Origin of the sequence: Pseudomonas sp. WS 5078 (assembly GCF_012985745.1) — a bacterium.
Classification (GTDB): domain Bacteria; phylum Pseudomonadota; class Gammaproteobacteria; order Pseudomonadales; family Pseudomonadaceae; genus Aquipseudomonas; species Aquipseudomonas lundensis_A.
Genome location: NZ_JAAQWX010000008.1, coordinates 24,548 through 44,364, shown reverse-complemented (window position 1 = coordinate 44,364; position 19,817 = coordinate 24,548). Strand labels below are relative to the sequence as shown.

Here is a 19,817-nt window from a genome sequence, read left to right as displayed (position 1 = left end):
CTATCGGATCGGCACCGAGCCCGCGCGATTCATGCAGCGTTGACGCCGTTCATCCACGCGTTGGGCAAACCAGGCGGTGGTCAGGTTGCGCGTGATTTTCGGGCTTTTAAGGGTGATGCCCGGTAACACGGCACGGGGCAACGGTTTGCCTTGTTGGCGATCGGCCAGCGCGAACACCTTACGGTAGAGTTCGGTCTCATCGAAGGCCAGGCTGTCGCCTTTTTCGAGCTGACGCCGAATGGCGTTGTCACTCATGCCCAGTTGTTTGCCCAGCGCTCGCACGGCACGCTCGGTAGAGCCTACTGCGTAAGAACCGGGAATGGTCAAGTCGCCATCCAGTGCCAGCGGGATACCGGAAACCTGACTCACCGCGTTCTGAAAAGCCGCGTTGCGACTGGCGTACCAGCCCGCGTTGAAGTCAGCAAAACGGTACAGCGACTGTGAGTAATCCGCCGGGTAGCCCAACAAATGAGCGATACCGAAATACATGCCCCCGCGCCGGGTAAACACTTCCTGTCGGATCGAGTGAGCCACCTCGTAGGGATAATCCTTCGCCCGTTGTTCGGCAAACGCGATGCTCACTTGCATCGGGCCGCCAGTGTGTACCGGGTTCAGGCTGCCAAACAGCGTTTTGCCCATGGGCACCATGCCGATAAAGTCATCGAAAATGGCACTTAACTGGCCTTCGGTGCGGGCTGCGTCCAGACGTTGGTTATAGGTTTTGCCGGTCGGCGATGTGAGGTTCAGCGCGCTGCGTACCAAGAATTCCGGGATATGCAACTTGCTGGCACGACGGTTGATTTCAGTGCGGGCAATTTTTGCGAGCCCCGGCACGGGCGGGTCTGCTTGAAATGTGGACTCCTGCTCGGTGACGGCCAGTACCGAGCAGAGGTTCTCGTCGGACGCAGGGAGATCCTGCGCCACCAAAGCGACCTGAATATCAGCGGCCCAACCCTGACGATCAGGCACCGTGGCCGGCAACAGTTGCACGATCCGCGCACGGGTTTGCTCAGGCGTCAGCACCGGGCCAGTACGGGTGTCCTGGCTGCTGCAACCGCCGAGTACGGCCACGGACACACACGAGAAAAAAAACAGGCTAAAACGGTTCACTGACAGGCAACTCCCGGAAAATCCTCAAAATGCACTGATGCGCTCAATCGTCTCGCGTCAGCACCTGCAGCAGTTCGATCTCAAAGGTGAGGTCAGAGTTCGGCGTGATGTGCGCGCCCATGCTTCTTTCACCATAGGCCAGATGCGCGGGCACCTGCAGCTTGCGTTTGCCACCGACCTGCATCCCCATCAGGCCAATATCCCAGCCTTTGATCACCCGGCCAGTGCCGATCACGCACTGGAACGGCTTGCCGCGCTCATGGGAAGAGTCAAACACCGTGCCATCTTTAAGCCAGCCGGTGTAGTGGGTGGTAATCAGGGCGCCTTTGACTGCGGCCTTACCGTCGCCGGTTTGCAGGTCCGTGATGAGGAGTACAGGGTTCATTGATGGTTCTCAAGAAGTGTCTTGGGGAGCTTTTTTTTTAAAAGCCAATCTTCTACACAAAAAGTAACAAATTTAAGAAAAGCTGCTGTAGAGCCCTCTGGGCGCTGGTTTTCTCAGGGTTGCCGGGGTTTGGCAACCTTTTTCGCGCGTGAAAAAGCTGAAAAAAACGCGGGATACGGAACTGATTAATGAGGATTATTGTCCGTTGCGCTTTACTCTCATTTGAGAGTGATTATTATTGCGACCCTTGCAGTGCCATGGCGCGCAAGCGTTGCAGGGTCCTTTGGAGCCCGGCGCAGACGCTTGCAGTCGTGCGCCTGCTGAGCACACTCCATTGTTAAGGGATCAACTGGACATGTCGTCTCGATTCAAACGCAGTCAGATTTCGCTCGCCTTTATTGCTGCACTGGCGTCACCCACGTTGCTGGCCGATACGCTGGAACGTGAGCGTGACGAGGTTCCCGTTCAAGGCGCGGACCTGCCGGTCGACGGCACCTCGCAGGCACTGGAGCTTGAAGAAACCCGCGTTCTGGGCACCGCCGCGCAGGAACTCAAGCAAGCGCCGGGGGTTTCGATCATCACCGCTGAAGACATCAAAAAACGTCCACCGGCCAACGACCTGTCAGAAATCATGCGCCGCGAACCAGGAGTCAACCTGACGGGTAACAGCACCAGTGGCAGCCGGGGCAACAATCGCCAGATCGACCTGCGGGGCATGGGCCCGGAGAACACCCTGATCCTGATCGACGGCAAGCCTTCGTCCTCGCGCAACGCTGTGCGTTATGGCTGGAGCGGCGACCGCGATACCCGGGGCGAAACCAACTGGGTGCCTGCCGAAGAGGTCGAACGCATCGAGATCCTGCGCGGCCCCGCCGCCGCTCGCTATGGCTCGGGGGCCATGGGCGGGGTGGTGAACATCATCAACAAACGGCCGAGCGACACACTCAAAGGTTCGTTGACTGCCTACTACCTGGCACCGGAAGACGACGCCGAAGGCATCAGCAAGCGCACCAACTTCAACCTCAGCGGGCCGATCACTGACGACCTGGTGTTTCGCGTGTACGGCGGTGCGAATAAAACCGACGCTGACGACGCGGGCATCAACACGGCCGAGCAGGCGTCGCCGGACAGCGTAGTGGCGGGCCGTGAAGGCGTGCGCAACAAAGACATCAACGGCTTGCTCAGCTGGCAGTTCACCCCGGAGCAATCGCTGGACCTCGAAGCCAGTTACAGCCGTCAGGGCAACATCTTTGCTGGCGACACCATGCTCAACAGCGGCGGCGATTTCGTAAACAGTCTGACCGGCAAGGAAACCAGCGTTCTGCAACGCAGCACCTTCTCGGCGACCCACAATGGCTCGTTCGACTGGGGCTCGACCAAGGCGTCGCTGAGCCATGACCTGACCCGCAACGCACGCCTGAACGAGGGCCTTGCCGGTTACGGCGAAGGAGCCCCTTCGCAAAGTGCGGGGCGCTTCGAATCGCGCTTGCGCAATACCCGCGCCACCGGCGAAGTGAACCTGCCGCTCAATGCATGGACCGAGCAAGTGCTGACACTGGGCGGCGAATACTTGTACGAATCCCTGAATGACCCGGGTTCGTTGCGTCCACAGAGCTGGGATCCGGGTTCAGACGGTACACCGGGCATCCCGGGTCAGGACCGCACGCAAACCAAGTCCACGGCCAACAGCTACGCGTTTTATGTGGAAGACAACATCGAAGCGGGTGCCAAAACCATCATCACGCCGGGGGTGCGTTTCGATCATCACAACGCGTTCGGCGGCAACTGGAGCCCGAGCCTGAACGCGTCGCATCAAATCACCGATGAACTGAGCGTCAAAGGTGGCATCGCCCGTGCCTACAAAACCCCGAACCTTTACCAGTCCAACCCCAACTACCTGCTGTACAGCCGCGGCGCAGGTTGCAGCTCGGTTGAAGTGAACATCGGCGGTTGCTACCTCGTCGGTAACCCGGACCTCAAACCCGAAATCAGCGTCAACAAAGAGATTGGTCTGGCGTTTGATAAAGGGACATGGCGCACCAGCGGTACGTATTTCCGCAACGATTATCAGAACAAGATCAACGCCAGTAACGAAGCCGCCTACCGCTTGCCCAATGGCCGACGTGTCTACCAGTGGGATAACAGCGGCAAAGCCATCGTGCAGGGGATCGAGGGCAACCTGTTCGTGACCCTGCGCGACGATCTGGACTGGAACACCAACCTGACCTACATGATCGAGAGCAAAGACAAGGAAACCGGCGATCCACTGAGCATCATTCCCAAGTACACGGTCAACACCACCCTGGACTGGTACGCCACCGAGAAACTGTCGTTCCAGGTCAGCGGGACTTACTACGGCAAGCAAGAAGCGCCAAAACGTAATAACCGTGCCAACGAAGAGCTCGATAAGTCGGTGCAGCAATCCGTAGACCCGTATGGTCTGGTGGGCCTGAGCGGCGGTTACGAGTTCAACAAAAACCTCAGCGTGCGACTCGGCATCAACAACCTGTTCGACAAGCAACTGTACCGCAAGGGCAATTCGGACGAAGCGGGAGCGCAAACCTACAACGAAGCGGGCCGCGCCTACTTCGCCTCGGTGACCACCTCGTTCTGATGACCTGAGTGACTGTGCATTGCCCCCCCCGGTAATGCCGGTCTTTACAGGCGCGACACCCGTATCCACGGGCGCCGCGCCGTTGTTGCATCTGGCACTGGCAAAACCGTGGCCGGCGCTGAACGAAGGATTGAACGCTATGAAACCCGTATCCTCGGCCTGGGTGCCGATTCTGTCTCGCACACTGGCGGCCTGGGTGGGCGGTTATGCTTTTACCTATGCCTTTACCGCAGCCCTGGCGCGTGTGTTGCCGCTGGACAACGTGGACGCACTGATCGTCGCCAGCCTGCTGTCTTTTGTGATCTACACCTTCGCCATCCTCTGGGCTTTTGCTGCCCGCCATCTCTGGTCGGCGTGGATGGGGGCGGTGCTGGCGCTGCCATTGGCGGCCATTGGTTTTTGGCCGCAGTGGATGGAGCGACTGGCATGAAACAGACCCTGACTCAGTCCATGGCGTGGCTGCACACCTGGGGCGGCCTGATCGTGGGCTGGCTGTTGTTTGTGATTTTCCTGACCGGCAGCCTCGCGGTGTTCGATCAGGAAATCGACAACTGGATGCAACCCGAACTGCCTGCCCATCACGTGAGCGACGAACAGGCGGCCGAGCGTGCGCTGGGCTATTTGCGTGAACACAAAGCCGATGCCAAACAGTGGGGCATCAGCCTGCCCGGCGAGCGCACGCCAGCCCTGCAAGCCTCGACCGGCGGGCGCCGCGACGGCGTGTCAGTGACCCTCGACCCGAACACTGGCGCGGTAATACCCGTGCGCGAAACCGCGGGCGGCCTGTTCTTTTTCTTCTTTCACTTCACCTTGCACATGCCGGGCATGTTCGGCATTTACCTGGTGGGCGCGATGGCCATGGGCATGCTCGCAGCGTTGGTCAGCGGCATTGTGATCCACAAAAAATTCTTCAAGGAGTTCTTCACGTTCCGACCTGCCAAAGGGCAGCGTTCATGGCTGGATGCGCATAACGCCAGCGCGGTGTTGCTGCTGCCGTTCCACCTGATGATTACTTACAGCGGGCTGGCGATTTTTTTGGTGATTTACATGCCTGCGGCCATGGACGCGTTGTTCGACGGCAATCGCGAGGCGTTTTTCAAGGCGCAGAATCCAGCGCCCGTTGTCCTTGACGTGCAACATCCGGCCACCGCCGAACCCGCGCCGTTGGTGGCGTTGGCGCCGCTTTTGAGCAAGGCGCGCGAGGTGATGGGGCCGCTGGGCGGGGTCAGCATTTCCAACCCCCGCCAGAGCAACGCGCAAATCATGATTCGGCCGTTGCTGGGCAACCGGATTGCACTGGCTAAAGGGCAGGGCATGCGCTTTGACGGCGTCACCGGCGAGCAGCTGTCCGGGCCCACTGAAATGCGCCCCAGCGTGTTGACCCATCGGGTCATTTCAGGAATGCACTTTGCCCAGTTCGGCGGCTATCCGATGCGCTGGTTGTACTTCATCTGCGGGTTGATCAGCAGCGCCATGATCGCCAGTGGACTGGTGCTTTTTACCGTCAAGCGTCGACGCAAGTACGCCACTGAAAACCGCGTGGCACAGGTGCTTTATCGCGGGGTCGAAGCACTCAATGTGACCGTCATGGCGGGCTTGAGCCTGGCCTGCATCAGCCTGCTGTGGGGCAATCGCCTGCTGCCGGTGGGCATGGCGGACCGTGCGGATGCCGAACTGAATGTGTTCTTTGGCGTCTGGGCACTGAGCCTGGGGCACGCCTTGTTCCGGCCGCGTATGCAGGCATGGCGCGAGCAACTGACCCTCGCGGGCACGCTGTGCCTGACGCTGCCATTACTGAGTTTGCTGACCGTCAATCAGCCGTGGGCGCTGCCCAGTCGTATGGGCGTGGAAGGCGTCGCGATGGTGATTGGCGCGCTGTTGCTCTGGACTGGCTGGAAAATCGCGCAACCGTCGATCGGGCGGGTGCCGCGCAAAAAAACATCGCCCATGGCCGAGGTGAGTTGAGATGGCTGCTTACTTTTTTACGGCCTTCGCGCTGGCGTATATCGGCATGCTCGGTTTGTGTCAGGGGTTAGAGCGGCATTACAAACAGGTGTGGCAACACGCGCCGTCGGCAACTGTGCGGCGACTGCTACGCGGGGCGGGCTGGTTGAGCCTGGCCCTGAGCTTTTACTTCTGTGGGCGTGCCTGGGGCTGGGCTATGGGGCCCATCGGCTGGTTTGGCATGTTGTCAGTAAGTGGATTCGGTTTGCTGATGCTGCTGCCTTATCGACCGCGTCTGGCGGTGTGGCTGGCGTTTGGCTGTGCGCCCGTGTGGGCGCTGTTCAGGGTGGTGGCCTGGGCGTGATAAACCTGTCCCTCCCTGTTGGGACGGAAATATAGGGCGATGAAAGATAAGATCGGTCAGCTGTAGTCTTAATCAGTTATTGGCAACGACTTATCCTGATAAGTCGTTGCCGATGTTTTTTTTCTGAGTGCATCGCTCTTTTTGAAACCTGTTAAGAAAGTAACTACACGTGTCTATGTTGATTCTAAGTGCTTGGGCAGCGTAACGCTGCTTGACGGAATTTTATTGCGTTCATTTTTAATATAAGGCGTGTAGGCCACAGAGTTGTTTCCCGTGTTTGTGCTCTAGACTGGTTTTCAGTACCCCTGGTTCTACGTGGCGATAAGCACTTGGAACTCAGTGCTGGGTGAAATCACAAGACATTTCTCGAAGAGCGCAGGAAATAGAATGGACGCGAATTTTAAATGGGCATCAAACCGTCTCCCCCCGCTGCACCCTGTTCAGGAAGATGTGGCCCCAACGCCCGACATCGTGACATGGACAAATATTGCAGACTTTCAAGTTTATATGCCTGAGGGCGGCACAACACTCTATGCGAACGGTCAACAACAGTTGAAAGTTCGTGTATCTGTCCGCGTTAAGAATAAAGACCATGCGACAGTGGCGCTCGATGAATACGCGCTGTCTTCACTGCAATTGGTGGACGCAGGCACTGGCCAGCCGTTGGTACACGGCAAGGTCAGACCAGGTGATCCAATTGGCTGGCGGTATGTGTTGGAACGAAATGACGCTTTCAAGCCGCTTCCCTATCAAGGCCAAATTGCAGGTGGGTTACTGGGGGCGAAAGTCTATAGTCGCGATTTTTATGTCAGCACAAATGCGAGTACCTCAATCTCGTTGTTGGCGTCGATTACCCGCGCTGACGGGACTGTTTTCTACTCAGAAGCGATCAAGGCCCACGGGCGAGTGACGCTTAACAGCATTCCTCCTGCCGTTTATTCACAGAATCAATTTCAGCTGAGGTTCCACGGCAAGACACCTTACGCGAGCAAGCATATTTCAAAAGTGGAGGTGTATCAGTTAACGCTGATCGTGGAGCAACATAAAGTAGACATCATCAAGTTGAACAGTGTTTATCCAGGTGTTTATTTGCGTAAAAGCGAACACCCTGATTACCTGGGGTATTACGCCTCGGCCTACGTGGGGGGTGAAAGTCGGCTCGACGATGTGGTGTTATTTGAGCTGCCGCATGCACAAGCCAAGTACCATAATTACCCAGGTGCAGTGACATTCCTGATGAGTTATGCCAAAAAAGGTGGCGACTCACAAATCCGGTTTGAATACGACATGTGGACCTTGGAGGTGTTGGATATGTATGGCAATACGCACACCGTCACGGTTAAAGCCTCGGAGCAGTCGCCGCCTGTCTTAAAGCTCTCTTGATGCTGAATCACTAAACTTTCACGTTGCGTTTACTATTTATTAGGTTGATGTATGAGCACGCCCGTAGAAAAGAAAGAAGTACTGAGTTCAGGTGCGTTTAATTATTCAAGTTTTATTCAGTCAGGCGTTGATCCACGCACGGGCGCCTACAGTTGCAGTCTTTCGTTGAGTGATCTGCTCAGTAATCACCTGTGTGGGCCAGCCATACCCTTGGTCCTTAGCTTTAACTCATTTGACTCCCGCAATCTGGGCTTGGGCACAGGTTGGTCCTTGCGCATGAGTGCTTACAGCCGTACAACACAAAAACTGTCCTTGTCCTCGGGTGCGAGCTATCAGGCTTATGCAAATGGGCGTGACGTCACACTGCTGGATAAGAAACTGGATACCTTTAATGTGTCTGTTGTGGATGATAAATGGATCATTCAACACAAAGATGGCACCGTTGAAGAGTTAGTGCGCCCTGACCCGGATGATGACCAATGGTTGCCCGCGCGTATTTATTCGGCAGACGGGCGGCATGTTTCATTTTCGTATGACATCGTCCAAGGGCATCGCGTTTTACGCGAACTCAGTGATGCCCATCACCGGTTACTGAAAATTGACTATGAAAGCGATAATAATTGGGACAGTTCGCCCGGGATTACTTTATGGCCTGACAACCCTCACCACAGAAGAAAATTTGGCTTTGTCATTCGTGACAGTTGGTTGAGTCAGATCTACATGGGGTCACGCGACGGGCAGGAAAAAGAACGTTGGGTATTTGATTACCAGCCCGGCGCAAATGAAACGCTTTTGATCACACGTTTACAGACGCCTGCCGGGGCCCTCGAAACCCTGAGTTATTCCATGGAGGGTCATGCCTTGCCGGTGGGTGCTCCCCTGGCGGCAATGCCTGCAGTCTTATCCTGCACAATAATCCCGGGCGCCGGGCAACCTGCAACGGTCCGCAGGTTTGAATTCTCAGCCCACAATTATTTCGGTAATGGCGCCGGGTACGAATGGAGCGACAGCGAGGACTATCTTTACAGGAATACCAGTGACTACACCTATTCGTCTGTTGAATCGGTGGCTTGTGGCAATAAAGTCAAACGGATAGAGAGGACCTACAACCGTTTTCATTTACTGATTGCTGAGCAGACGACGGTCGGGACAAAAGTACATCATAAGAGAATTGAGTACCACGACAGGGATGGGCAGGACTTTGCGGCTCAGCCAGCTGTTTTTCAGATGCAAAAAAAACTGACAAATACCTATTACGACAGCCTCGATCCGGCGTCAGGTGAATATTCGGAAGTTACCCGCACATCGTACGACTCTTTTGGTAATTTGCTGGAGCTGATAAGTCCCAGTGGGGCGCGCGAAGTGTACGTGTATTATGCCGCTGCGGGGGAAAACGGCTGTCCTCCCAGCCCGTCAGGGCGGCCTCACTACCTGAAAAGCAAACGCGTTATACCTGCACCTGATTATGTTCACGCGTCAGCCACTAACGTTGAACATACCTACCTTGACTTGCCCTCTCTTAGAGACAATAGCCAGCGCTTTATCGTGTTGCGCAGTGACGGACTGTATGAAAACAGTGCGGCCCAACCGACGGTCCGCACGACGTACAGTTATATCACCGATACTGCCCATCCTTTTTACGGAAAACCAAGTGCTAAAACTGAACACATGGGAGGTAACTCCACAGCTTACGCATATGCCTATGCCGTCAACGAGAAGGTTGTCGGATTCAGCCAGACCGTTGAAGTGGGTAATCAGTTTTATGCGCAACTCATAGAGTGCGATGTCTTTACCGGGCAGGAAGTCAACGTTAACGACCATGCTGGGCATGTGGTTGAGACGCTCTATGACGGACTTGGCCGTTTACAGCAGGAGACGGTGAAGCAGGGCGCTAAGACTGTTTCGAGAACCTATAGGTATCCTGGTTCCGAGGAGGGGACTGCGCGCGTACGGCAGGTTCTATTAGATTCAAGAGGGCAGGAGCATATTACGGTGCTTGATGGTCTGGGACGAACAATTGAGGTCTACGAGCAAGACATCGATTATCCCGGAGCAATCAAGCCGCTACGTGAAACGTACCGTGCTTCATACAATGAATGGGGGCAAATGACGCAAGAGATTACGACTGACTGGTTTGACGGGGACCCACAACCTCAGGCGGTAACGTTTATTTATGATGACTGGGGCAAAGCTGTTCAGGTCATACAGGCTAACGGCACTATTGCGAATGACACGTTTGACCCGGTTACCCGGACCCGGGTCCAGTGGTTGAGGGGAGGCGGCAAGACATTAACGGTGATAAATGCTTTCGCAAAGCCGAACAGCATCGAACGAGTCGACACGCAAGGTCGCTCCCTCGGGATAACGCTATATACCTATGACGGCTTTGGTCGTTGCCTGAAAACGGTGACACCTGAAAGCCTGACGACTTCTTTTACTTACGATCTGTTTGGCCGGGTCATAGAGACACGATTGCCGGATGGCGTTGTCGTGACGCGCGAATACGACCCACGCAGTGCCGGGGATCATCCTGTTGCCATCAAAGCAAATGGGTATGCGCTGGGTCACCGCACCTATGACGCACTCATGCGTGTCAGTACAACAACTGTCGGTGGGCGAACCGAGCAGCTTGAATATGAACGCGGCCAGGCGGAGCCGTCGCGAAAAACCTGTGCAAGTGGCAAAGTGATCAACTTTAGCCTGGACCCTGTGTTCAAAGGTGAAGTGGCAGAGCGTTCAGTTGAGAATAATTCAAACGTGGTATCCCGATTTAACAGGGACGCGTTACATGGTCAATTGCTGCAGGCCTCTAACCGCTCGTCACAAGAGAATTACCATTATTACGCCTCGGGCAGGCTTAAACGTAAAGAATACCTGATTGAAAAAAAGCAATTTGAAACGTCTCATGCTTATTCCTTATTGGGAAAGGTCATGCGTTTTACCGATGTGCTGGGTAACCACCAACATTATCGTTACGACCCGTTCGGGCGTCTTGAACGTATAGAGGCCAATACGCTCATCACCACGTACAGTTACGATCGGCAAGGGGCATTGAAGAGCCTCCGTGTCAATGACTCCCATACGGGGTATTGGTTGAATACAGACTTGATTTACGACGATTTCGGGAGGGAAATACAGCGCACGTTTACGTCAAGTGAATCACCTGTGCTGGTGATAGAGCAGTCCTTTACGTCTGAGGACAAACTGCAGCGCCGCACCTTGCGCTCCCAAGAGACTGTTCTGCGCGATGAAACTTTTCGGTATGACAAACGTGGCCGTTTGAATCGGTATGCGTGCAGCGGATCTCAGGGGCCCGTTGACGCGTGGGGTAACACGATCATTTCCCAGTTATACGAACATGATGAGCTGGATAATATTATTCGCCTGACGACACACTTTCGTGGCGGTGAAAATATCACCACATTTCATTATGACTACCTGGACCGAACGCAGCTAAGTTCGGTGACACACAGTCATCCTGACTACAGCCCGCGGCACCGACGGTTCGAATACGATGACGACGGAAATCAACTGAATGATGAGTTGGGGCGCCTCCTTGGATATGACGAGCTTGGGTGTTTATGTTCGGTTGCGGCAGGCACATCAAGCACTTCCTCCACGCTGGTTGAATACCGCTACACCCCGTCGGACAACATACAAAGCAGCAGGTCGGCAGCAGGGGTGATAAAAGAGTTTTTTTACCATGAAGGCTTTTTGACTAATGAACTTCAAGGTGAGCATCGATGCAGCTACGTTCGGTATGGCGCTCACGCAGTTGCCCAAACGGACGGTAATGACTGTTTATTACTGAGTACAGATAGTCAGGGCAGCGTAATTCAGGCGGCTTCGAAAAAAGAAGAAGCGCGCGTTACCTATACGCCCTACGGGGGGCGTCCCCTTGATGATGGTATGAGTTCACTGTTGGGGTTCAACGGTGAATTACCTGACCCCTATACAGGTTGTTATTTGCTGGGCAATGGGTACCGTGCTTATAACCCGTTGCTGATGCGCTTTCACACGCCGGACAGTTTGAGTGTGTTTGATGGCGGTGGGCTTAATGCCTATGCCTATTGTTTGGGTGATCCTGTCAATTACCTCGACCCAACGGGCCACATCACTTCTTTTCAAGGCATAAAGATGGGGCTTGCCATTGGTTTGGCAGTGGCCGCTTTGGCACTGACTGTCTTCACATTTGGTGCAGCAGCTCCAACGGTAGGACTTTCAATAACGTCAATTATCAGCCTGGTTTATGACGTTGTTTCCACGGCTATTACAATCACGTCAGCTGTCCTGGATGAGTTGGCACCAGATTCCACGGTGGCTAAAGCATTCAGTTATGCAAGCATTGCTTTGGGCGTCGTTTCCGGGGGGAATGCGGTCGTGGGGAAACTGGCTCAAAAAGGGTTGAGTACAGCGTCGCAAAAAACGATAGAGCGTGTAGGAAAAGCGGCCGCCGCACAATCAACGTGGTCAGGTGCCAAGCTCACAACTGCATCCAGGCCAATGTCCACCCCAAGTGCATCACTGCGCGGCAATGGAGGGGTAAAAAACCTAAGAAAACTTCATGCGCAACTTCAAACGGCCTCTAAAGTAAAAGACGGTATCGATTACACGGGGTATGTGTTCACTGCCGTCAGGTCAAGCTATAAACACCGCGAAAAAGTCGCGGATGTTTGGAACAGTGACGGTTTTCAGGAGGGGCTTAGTTATCTGAATTTTGAACCGTTCGGTAGGGAACGTTTTTTTACCGGGGAATGTTCCACACAAGCACATCAAAAACTCCCGCTTGAAACGTTTCTAGAAGGTGTAGAGGGGCGGGTCAAGCAAATCAGGAGTACTTGATGCCCCTCTGAGGGGTGAGGATTGAGCGCGGGCCAAGCCTCGTTATTTTGCTCCAGAGTGAGCGTGCATAACGGGTTTGACCCAGCGCTGGGCCAGCCAGTCCAGGCTGCTGCACAGTACGAAGTAGACCAAGGCAACAAACAGGAAAATCTCGGTCGGGTGGACCATCACCCGATTGCTGACCTGAGTGGCGACAAACGACAGTTCGCCCACGCCGATCACGTACGCCAATGAGGTGTCCTTGATCAGCGAAATCCACTGGTTAAGGAAGGAGGGCAGCATCATTGGCAGGGCCTGCGGCAAGATAATTAACCGCAACACGTGCCATTTGCTTAACCCCAGCGCCTTGCCCGCCGCCCATTGTCCGGACGGCAAACTGCTGATACCGGCATACACCGAATGCGCCAAATATGCGCCGCCGATCAACGACAGCGCACACACCACGGTCGCCAGCGCAGGCACGTCCACCTTGAACAGGATGGGCAGCAGAAAGTAGCTCCAGAAAATCAGCATGACCACGGGAATCGCACGTAGAAACCCCAGCACTCCCAGTAATAACCAGCGGCCCCGCCCGCGTATCATCACCAGCGCAACCCCGAGCAGTAGCCCAAGGAGTGCCGAAATCACCCCTGACAATACGCTTAGCACCAGCGTGAGTGCAGCGCCGCCTAACGGCCCGTCGGGGTAAGCCCCGAGCAAGAAATACGACAGGTTGTCGCTAATGACCGAAAAATCCATGGCTCAGACCACTCCCTGCTTGTACCAGTTGCTGCGGGCAATCCATTGGCCGATGACTTCAATCAGCGCGATGCTTGCCACATACAAGAGTGTGGCAAAGCCGAAAGCCTGAAACGTCTTGAATGTTTCGGTTTCAACCTGACGTGATGCGTAGGACAACTCGGCCAATCCGATGGCCATGGTCAGCGATGAGTTTTTCAATGCATTCATGTATTGACCCAGCAGCGGGCCTAGCGCGGTGCGTACTGCTTGTGGAAATACGATGTAACGCCATACCTGCGCGTTCGTGAACCCCAAGGCCAGACCGGCGGCCCGTTGTTCGATGCGCACCGAACTGACGCCGGCACGAAACTCCTCACAGATAAAGGCCGCGGTGTAGAGCATCAAGCCCCAGAACCCGGCGATGAACTCAAACGATGGCCATTGCAGTTCAAATAAACCCAATGACAGGCTGCGCGGCTGGTTAAGCCACATCACCAGCCCTTCGGGCAGCATCGCGGTAACGCCGAAGTACCAGAAGAACAACTGCACCAGCAGTGGCGTATTGCGAAACAGCGAAAGGTAGGCACGGGCAGGCCAGGACCAAAGACGCGAAGACGACATGCGCGCCAGGCACAGCAAAAAACCGAGGCCGGTGGCGAACAAGCAGGTGAGCAATGACAAGATCAGCGTAAGCACAAAGCCATCCAGCAGCCAGTGCAGGTAGTGCGGGGCAAGCAGTTCACCGAACATAAACAGCGTCCATCCAGAAACAAACAAACCCGTCCGGTTGACCGTGACGGGTTGCACGATGAAGCGGCGGCGAGGCCTAGCTCCTGTCACCAATCTTGTACAGACGGGCCAGCGGGGTTTTGGTGTTCGGGCCGAACCAGGCGTCATAGATGGCTTGCGCCTGGCCTTTGCTTTCAAGCTCGGTCAGTGTTTGGTTGACTACGTCAGTCAGCGCGGTTTCGCCCTTGGGAATGCCTACCCCGATCAAGTCGTTGGAAATGGTGAATGGCGGCACCTCGTACTTATCCTTGTCCGGCACATTGGCCAGCAAGCCAATCAGTTTCGGGCCATCCTGGGTGATGGCTTGTACGTTGCCGTTGCGCAATGCCGTGAAGGCGAATGGCGTGTCGTCATAAGCGACCACTTTGGCCCCCGGGTATTTAGCGCGCAGTACACCCTCATTGACCGTGCCTTTGTCGACGCCAACACGCCATTTATTCAGGTCCTCCGGGGATTTGAGGGTGCCTTTTTTGACGATGAACTGCTGACCGGACGAGAAATACGGAATGCTGAAATTCACCTGTTCAGCGCGCTCCGGGGTGATGGTGAAGTTGGCCAGCACCAGATCGACCTTGTTCGCTACCAGCAGCGGCACGCGGTTGGCCGGGTTGGTTGGCTGCAGTTGCAACTTTACCCCCAGCTTGTCGGCAATGGCCTTGGCGTAATCCACGTCCAGACCTTCAATTTGCTTGCTCTTGGCATCCACAAAACCGAAGGGCGGGTTGCTGTCAAACGACGCCACACGCAGCACACCGGATTTTTTGATGTCTTCCAGACGATCAGCGTGGGCCAGGCCAGACAGCACAGCCAGGGTTAACGCGGTGAGGGCAGTGATTTTCTTCATTTCGTTCTCATCATGAGTTGGAATCGTTATGACGAGAGTCTTGCAGGAAATTTATCTTTTAAAAAAGAATATAAAACGATTTGTATATTCTATTTATGAATATAAAGGGTCCGTTCGACTGACCTTGAGGCGAGCGCCTCAAGGTCCCTGCAGGTGCAGCGATTAGTGCTCGGCCCTGCGGATATCCCGGTCAAGAAAGGCCGGGGTCAGATTGGCATGCCTGAAGTCTTCACCTTTGGGGAAGTGCACCACCAGCCGGCTGATGATCCCGAACTGAACCGAACCCTGCTGCAAGTGGTAGTCGATGACATGCCCTCCGCCCTGACGCTGCTCGGTGATGAAGTGTTCGTGATAACCGGCCACGCCGATTCCCTGGATGAAATCGGGGGAGCGGAACCCGACCAGCGTGCCTGTTGCGTGCGAAAAGTCGAATATCGGCTGCTGCTTGACGGCTTCCGTAAAGGGCCGAAAAGGGGGCACCTGTCGCACCACAGTGCGGGTTTTAACGCGGTTGAAATGCCCGTCGATGCGAATGGCGCAGAACACATTTGCTGACCCGATTTGCTCATCAATGTCGTGATGCAGCGCTCGACGTGAGACAGGGCTGTCGACCGTTAACGTCAGTTGCGGTTCGAAAAAGGTCACCACGGCGTAGGGTGTTTTTTGATCGCCGGTGGCAGGGCGCGCAGAGCCGTCCGAGCGCAATTGGAACGCTTCACCGTCAAAGGCAATCAATTCGCCGTCCAGCCCGTTAAACGTGCCGAGGCCGAAATCGCCTTTGCCAAACAGCTCGGCCAAGGTCATTTCGCCCTCATACACACCGTCCATCAGCGCACTCATGACCGACACTTGATGCAATTCAAGTCGGTTATCGCGTTGGCCTTGATTTACCAGCCCTTGCAGCAAGTGCTGCGGGCAAAGACATCCTTGCAGGTGGCTCATGATCACTCCTGTGTTCATTGTTTGCAGGCGGGTACCGCTGGCAAACACTAGACCAGGAATGGAGCCATGCCCGCGAAATAGACGCTCTGCGACGAATGGACGCTGCACCGGCCCCGGCCGAACCTGCGTATGCACGGCAGCGGGGCGACGGATTGCCTTACTTCAAGCCATGACTGGCACAGCGTGTATACCCGTTGCCAGTGGCACCGTGCGCAGGCTGCTGGCTTGCAACAGCGCTTGGGTATACGGGTGCTGCGGATCATTAAAGATCGTCTGCGCATCGCCTTGTTCCACCACCTTGCCCTCTTTGATCACGATCATGTCGTGGGCCAGCGCATGCACCACGGCCAGGTCGTGGCTGATAAACAGATAAGTCAGGCCATGGCGCCGTTGCAGGTCGCGCAACAAGTCCACCACCTGTTTTTGCACCGTGCGGTCCAGCGCCGAGGTGGGTTCGTCGAGGAGGATCAGCGCCGGCTCCATGACCAGGGCGCGGGCAATCGAGATCCGCTGACGTTGCCCGCCCGAGAACTCGTGGGGGTAGCGGTGTCGGCTTTGCGGATCAAGCCCCACCTCCTGCAATACCCGAATCACGGCGTCTTCGCGCTCGGCCGCGGTGCCGATACCGTGGGCCAGCAGGCCCTCGGCAATGATCTGCTGCACAGACATCCGCGGGCTCAGGCTGCCGAAGGGGTCCTGGAAGACGACCTGCATCTGGCGGCGCAAGGGTCGCAGTTGATCCTGATTGAGCAGGTTCAACTGTTTGTTACCCAAACGGATATCCCCCTCGGCGTCCACCAGCCGCAGGATGGCTTGCCCCAGCGTAGATTTGCCCGAGCCGGACTCGCCGACGATACCGAGCGTGCGGCCTTTTTTAAGTTCAAAACTGACCCCGTCCACCGCTTTGACGTACAGGCGCTCCCGGCTGAACAGCGGTTTGGGCAACGGGAACCACACGCGCAGGTTATCGACCTCCAGCAGATTGTGCCGGTAGTCACTCTGCACCGGCGTACCTGAGGGCTCGGCTTCGATCAACAGGCGGCTGTAAGGGTGCTGTGGTGCACCAAACAGGTCATCGCACGTTGCCTGCTCGACAATTTCGCCCCCGCGCATCACGCACACCCGTTGCGCGATTTTGCGCACCAGGTTCAAGTCATGGCTGATCAACAGCAACGACATGCCCAGCCGCTGTTGCAGGTCGATCAGCAGTTCCAGGATTTTCTGCTGCACTGTCACGTCCAGCGCCGTGGTGGGTTCATCTGCAATCAGCAGTTCCGGCTCGTTGGCCAGGGCCATGGCGATCATCACCCGCTGGCGCTGCCCCCCCGAGAGTTGATGCGGGTAGGCATTCAGGCGGTGTTCGGGGTCACGGATGCCTACCAGTTGCAGCAACTCAAGGGTGCGCGCACGGGCCGCACGGGGTTTCAGGCCTTTATGGGTGATCAGTACTTCGCTGACTTGCTTGTGGATGGTGTGCAACGGGTTGAGCGAGGTCATGGGCTCCTGGAAAATCATCGCGATCCGATTACCGCGCAAGCCGCGCAGTTGCCGGTCACTGGCGTTCACCAGGTCGATGCCGTCATAGCGGATGCTACCGTGGGTCTGCACGTCCTTGCCGGGTAGCAGGCGCAGGATTGAATGCGCGGTCACCGATTTACCCGAGCCCGATTCCCCCACCAACGCCAGGCACTCGCCACGGCGAATGTCGAGGTTGACCCCGTGTACCACTTCACGCCCGGCAAACCCGACGCGTAGGTCACGTATTTCAATCAATGTTTGGTTCATATCAACTCCGGGGATCAAAAGCATCGCGGCAGGCTTCGCCGATGAAGACCAAAAGCGACAGAATCAGCGCCAGGGTGAAGAACGCTGTGAGCGCCAGCCAGGGCGCTTGCAGGTTGCGTTTGGCCTGACCGATCATCTCGCCCAGCGACGCGGTGCCGGGCGGCATGCCGAAGCCTAGAAAGTCCAGCGCGGTGAGGGTGGCGATGGCGCCGGTGAGGATGAAAGGCAGGTAGGTCAGGGTGGAGGTCATGGCATTGGGCAGAATGTGACGCCGCATCAGGGCGCCGTTGGTCAGGCCCAGCGCGCGCGCGGCCTTGACGTATTCAAGGTTACGCCCGCGCAGGAACTCGGCACGTACCACGTCCACCAGCGCCAGCCAGGTGAAGAGCGCCATGATGCCCAGCAGCCACCAAAAGCTGGGGGCCACAAACCCCGACAAAATAATCAGCAAGTACAACACCGGCAGGCCTGCCCAGACTTCCTGCACGCGCTGGCCAAGCAAGTCCACCAAACCGCCATAAAAGCCTTGCAGGGCGCCTGCGGTAATCCCGATCACGGCGCTGATAGCGGTCAGGATCAAGGCAAACAAAATGGAAATCCGCGCCCCGAAAATCACCCGTGCCAGCACATCGCGTGCCTGATCGTCGGTGCCGAGCCAGTTGCTGCTGCTGGGCGGGCTCGGCGCAGGTTCCTTGAGGTCGTAATTGACGGTGTCGTAGCTGAACGCAATCGGCGCAAACAGCAGCCAGCCGCCCTGACCGGTGATCAAGTTGCGTACGTAATCGCTGCGGTAGTCGGGCTCGAACGGTAACTCGCCGCCGAAATCGGTTTCGACGTAGCTCGAGACAATCGGGAAGTACCAGTGGTCTTTGTAGTGAATCGCCAGCGGCTTGTCGTTGGCCACCAGTTCCCCGCACAAGCACAGCACCAATAGCGCTACGAACAGCCACAACGACCACCAGCCACGGCGATTGGCCCTGAAATGAGCGAGGCGGCGCTTGCCGAGAGGAGAGAGGTTGAGCATCAGGCAGTCCTCGCCGAAAAGTCGATACGGGGGTCGAGCAGGGTGTAGCAGAGGTCCCCGATCAACTTGATCAGCAACCCGAACAGGGTGAACAGAAACAGCGTGCCAAACACCACCGGGTAATCGCGCGATACCGCCGCCTCGTAGCTCATGCGGCCTATGCCGTCGAGGTTGAAAATGGTTTCAATCAGCAACGACCCTGCGAAAAACACTTCAATCAACGCCTGAGGAATGCCTGCCACCACCAGCAACATCGCGTTACGCATCACGTGGCCGTACAACACCCGACGTTCAGTCAGCCCCTTGGCCCGGGCTGTGACGACGTATTGGCGGCTGATTTCGTTGAGGAAGCTGTTTTTGGTCAATATCGTCAGGGTCGCGAACCCGCCAATCACTAACGCCGAGACCGGCAACACCATGTGCCAGAGGTAGTCGCCGAGCTTGCCGAAAACGCTCAGGTGCTCAAACCCCTCCGAGACCATGCCCTGCACCGGAAACCAGCTGACATAACTGCCGCCGGCAAACACCACTACCAGCAAAATCGCGAACAGGAAGGCAGGCATGGCGTAGCCGATGATGATCGCGGTGCTGGTCCAGACATCGAAGGCGCTGCCGTTGTGAATGGCCTTGCGGATCCCCAGTGGAATCGAGATCAGGTACGTGATCAGCGTTGCCCATAACCCCAGTGATATTGAAACCGGCAGTTTTTGCAGGATCAAATCCGTGACCTTGGCACCGCGGAAAAAGCTGCTGCCGAAATCCAGTTGCGCGTAGTTCTTGAGCATCAGCCACAAACGCTCATGCAGGGGTTTGTCGAACCCGTAATGTTTGGTGATTTCTTCAACCAGTGCCGGGTCGAGGCCACGGCTGCTGCGGCTGGCACCGCCATTGCTGGCGGCCATGTCCCGCGCGCCACCGCCCACCGAGGCACCGCTAAACCCTTGCAGGCGGGCGATGGCCTGTTCCACCGGGCCACCTGGAGCTGCCTGCACGATGAGAAAGTTGACCACCAAAATGCACAACAAGGTGGGGATGATCAACAGTAAACGACGACTGATGTAATGCACCATC

General features: G+C 56.2%; 15 protein-coding genes. 6 read left to right on the top strand and 9 right to left on the bottom strand.

What is annotated here, in order from left to right; all coding sequences use genetic code 11:
- Together HBN68_RS12485 and HBN68_RS12480 are read right to left on the bottom strand one after the other, a co-directional pair.
- Entirely contained in the window at positions 1-1,110 is a 1,110-nt protein-coding gene (locus tag HBN68_RS12485) for a DUF1615 domain-containing protein (protein ID WP_169964477.1), read from the bottom strand.
- Positions 1,111-1,153: 43 nt separating this feature from the next.
- Positions 1,154-1,495, bottom strand: a complete 342-nt coding sequence (locus HBN68_RS12480; protein WP_169964480.1) for an FKBP-type peptidyl-prolyl cis-trans isomerase — start codon at positions 1,493-1,495, stop codon at positions 1,154-1,156.
- A 355-nt stretch (positions 1,496-1,850) separates the two neighbouring features.
- On the opposite strand from HBN68_RS12480, the gene HBN68_RS12475 reads away from it, so the two are divergent.
- The 6 genes from HBN68_RS12475 (at position 1,851) to HBN68_RS12450 (ending at position 12,642) form a co-directional block, all read left to right on the top strand.
- Positions 1,851-4,109: a FepA family TonB-dependent siderophore receptor gene (locus HBN68_RS12475; protein WP_169964482.1), complete on the top strand. Its 2,259-nt coding sequence runs from the start codon at positions 1,851-1,853 to the stop codon at positions 4,107-4,109.
- Positions 4,110-4,248: 139 nt separating this feature from the next.
- Entirely contained in the window at positions 4,249-4,539 is a 291-nt protein-coding gene (locus HBN68_RS12470; RefSeq protein WP_094994610.1) for an iron transporter, read from the top strand.
- Positions 4,536-6,074, top strand: coding sequence for a PepSY-associated TM helix domain-containing protein (locus HBN68_RS12465; protein WP_169964484.1), 1,539 nt, complete (start codon positions 4,536-4,538; stop codon positions 6,072-6,074). Before HBN68_RS12470 ends, HBN68_RS12465 begins: the two co-directional genes overlap by 4 nt.
- A 1-nt stretch (position 6,075) precedes the next feature.
- A complete protein-coding gene (locus HBN68_RS12460; protein WP_094994599.1) occupies positions 6,076-6,417 on the top strand; it encodes a DUF3325 domain-containing protein in 342 nt (113 codons plus the stop codon).
- Between the two features lie 387 nt (positions 6,418-6,804).
- On the top strand, positions 6,805-7,800 hold the full coding sequence (locus tag HBN68_RS12455; RefSeq protein WP_169964486.1) for a hypothetical protein: 996 nt from the start codon (positions 6,805-6,807) through the stop codon (positions 7,798-7,800).
- Between the two features lie 51 nt (positions 7,801-7,851).
- Complete coding sequence (locus HBN68_RS12450; RefSeq protein WP_169964488.1) at positions 7,852-12,642, top strand: RHS repeat-associated core domain-containing protein; 4,791 nt, start codon at positions 7,852-7,854, stop codon at positions 12,640-12,642.
- 42 nt (positions 12,643-12,684) lie between these two features.
- On the opposite strand, the gene HBN68_RS12445 is transcribed toward HBN68_RS12450, so the two are convergent.
- From HBN68_RS12445 to yejB, 7 genes are all read right to left on the bottom strand, one after another.
- Entirely contained in the window at positions 12,685-13,380 is a 696-nt protein-coding gene (locus HBN68_RS12445; RefSeq protein WP_169964490.1) for an amino acid ABC transporter permease, read from the bottom strand.
- Between the two features lie 3 nt (positions 13,381-13,383).
- The gene (locus HBN68_RS12440; protein WP_094994595.1) at positions 13,384-14,112 is read right to left on the bottom strand and encodes an amino acid ABC transporter permease; all 729 of its coding nucleotides are present in this window, start codon (positions 14,110-14,112) and stop codon (positions 13,384-13,386) included.
- 76 nt (positions 14,113-14,188) lie between these two features.
- Entirely contained in the window at positions 14,189-14,995 is an 807-nt protein-coding gene (locus HBN68_RS12435; RefSeq protein WP_094994594.1) for an ABC transporter substrate-binding protein, read from the bottom strand.
- 162 nt (positions 14,996-15,157) lie between these two features.
- The gene (budA, locus tag HBN68_RS12430) at positions 15,158-15,937 is read right to left on the bottom strand and encodes an acetolactate decarboxylase (RefSeq protein WP_169964492.1); all 780 of its coding nucleotides are present in this window, start codon (positions 15,935-15,937) and stop codon (positions 15,158-15,160) included.
- A gap of 162 nt (positions 15,938-16,099) precedes the next feature.
- Positions 16,100-17,722 (bottom strand): ABC transporter ATP-binding protein, encoded by a 1,623-nt coding sequence (locus HBN68_RS12425; protein WP_169964494.1) that lies wholly within the window; start codon positions 17,720-17,722, stop codon positions 16,100-16,102.
- 1 nt (position 17,723) lies between these two features.
- Positions 17,724-18,746: an ABC transporter permease gene (locus tag HBN68_RS12420; RefSeq protein WP_094994591.1), complete on the bottom strand. Its 1,023-nt coding sequence runs from the start codon at positions 18,744-18,746 to the stop codon at positions 17,724-17,726.
- Positions 18,746-19,816: a microcin C ABC transporter permease YejB gene (gene yejB / locus HBN68_RS12415; RefSeq protein ID WP_094994590.1), complete on the bottom strand. Its 1,071-nt coding sequence runs from the start codon at positions 19,814-19,816 to the stop codon at positions 18,746-18,748. Before yejB ends, HBN68_RS12420 begins: the two co-directional genes overlap by 1 nt.
- Position 19,817 lies beyond the last annotated feature (1 nt).

Bases quoted from the DNA above. Each gene is read 5' to 3' on its own strand.
- HBN68_RS12435 (WP_094994594.1), bottom strand. From the start codon at position 14,995: ATGAAGAAAATCACTGCCCTCACCGCGTTAACCCTGGCTGTGCTGTCT.
- yejB (WP_094994590.1), bottom strand. From the start codon at position 19,816: ATGGTGCATTACATCAGTCGTCGTTTACTGTTGATCATCCCCACCTTG.
- HBN68_RS12445 (WP_169964490.1), bottom strand. From the start codon at position 13,380: ATGGATTTTTCGGTCATTAGCGACAACCTGTCGTATTTCTTGCTCGGG.
- HBN68_RS12450 (WP_169964488.1), top strand. From the start codon at position 7,852: ATGAGCACGCCCGTAGAAAAGAAAGAAGTACTGAGTTCAGGTGCGTTT.
- HBN68_RS12460 (WP_094994599.1), top strand. From the start codon at position 6,076: ATGGCTGCTTACTTTTTTACGGCCTTCGCGCTGGCGTATATCGGCATG.
- HBN68_RS12440 (WP_094994595.1), bottom strand. From the start codon at position 14,112: ATGTTCGGTGAACTGCTTGCCCCGCACTACCTGCACTGGCTGCTGGAT.
- HBN68_RS12425 (WP_169964494.1), bottom strand. From the start codon at position 17,722: ATGAACCAAACATTGATTGAAATACGTGACCTACGCGTCGGGTTTGCC.
- HBN68_RS12455 (WP_169964486.1), top strand. From the start codon at position 6,805: ATGGACGCGAATTTTAAATGGGCATCAAACCGTCTCCCCCCGCTGCAC.
- HBN68_RS12480 (WP_169964480.1), bottom strand. From the start codon at position 1,495: ATGAACCCTGTACTCCTCATCACGGACCTGCAAACCGGCGACGGTAAG.
- HBN68_RS12470 (WP_094994610.1), top strand. From the start codon at position 4,249: ATGAAACCCGTATCCTCGGCCTGGGTGCCGATTCTGTCTCGCACACTG.
- budA (WP_169964492.1), bottom strand. From the start codon at position 15,937: ATGAGCCACCTGCAAGGATGTCTTTGCCCGCAGCACTTGCTGCAAGGG.
- HBN68_RS12420 (WP_094994591.1), bottom strand. From the start codon at position 18,746: ATGCTCAACCTCTCTCCTCTCGGCAAGCGCCGCCTCGCTCATTTCAGG.
- HBN68_RS12465 (WP_169964484.1), top strand. From the start codon at position 4,536: ATGAAACAGACCCTGACTCAGTCCATGGCGTGGCTGCACACCTGGGGC.
- HBN68_RS12475 (WP_169964482.1), top strand. From the start codon at position 1,851: ATGTCGTCTCGATTCAAACGCAGTCAGATTTCGCTCGCCTTTATTGCT.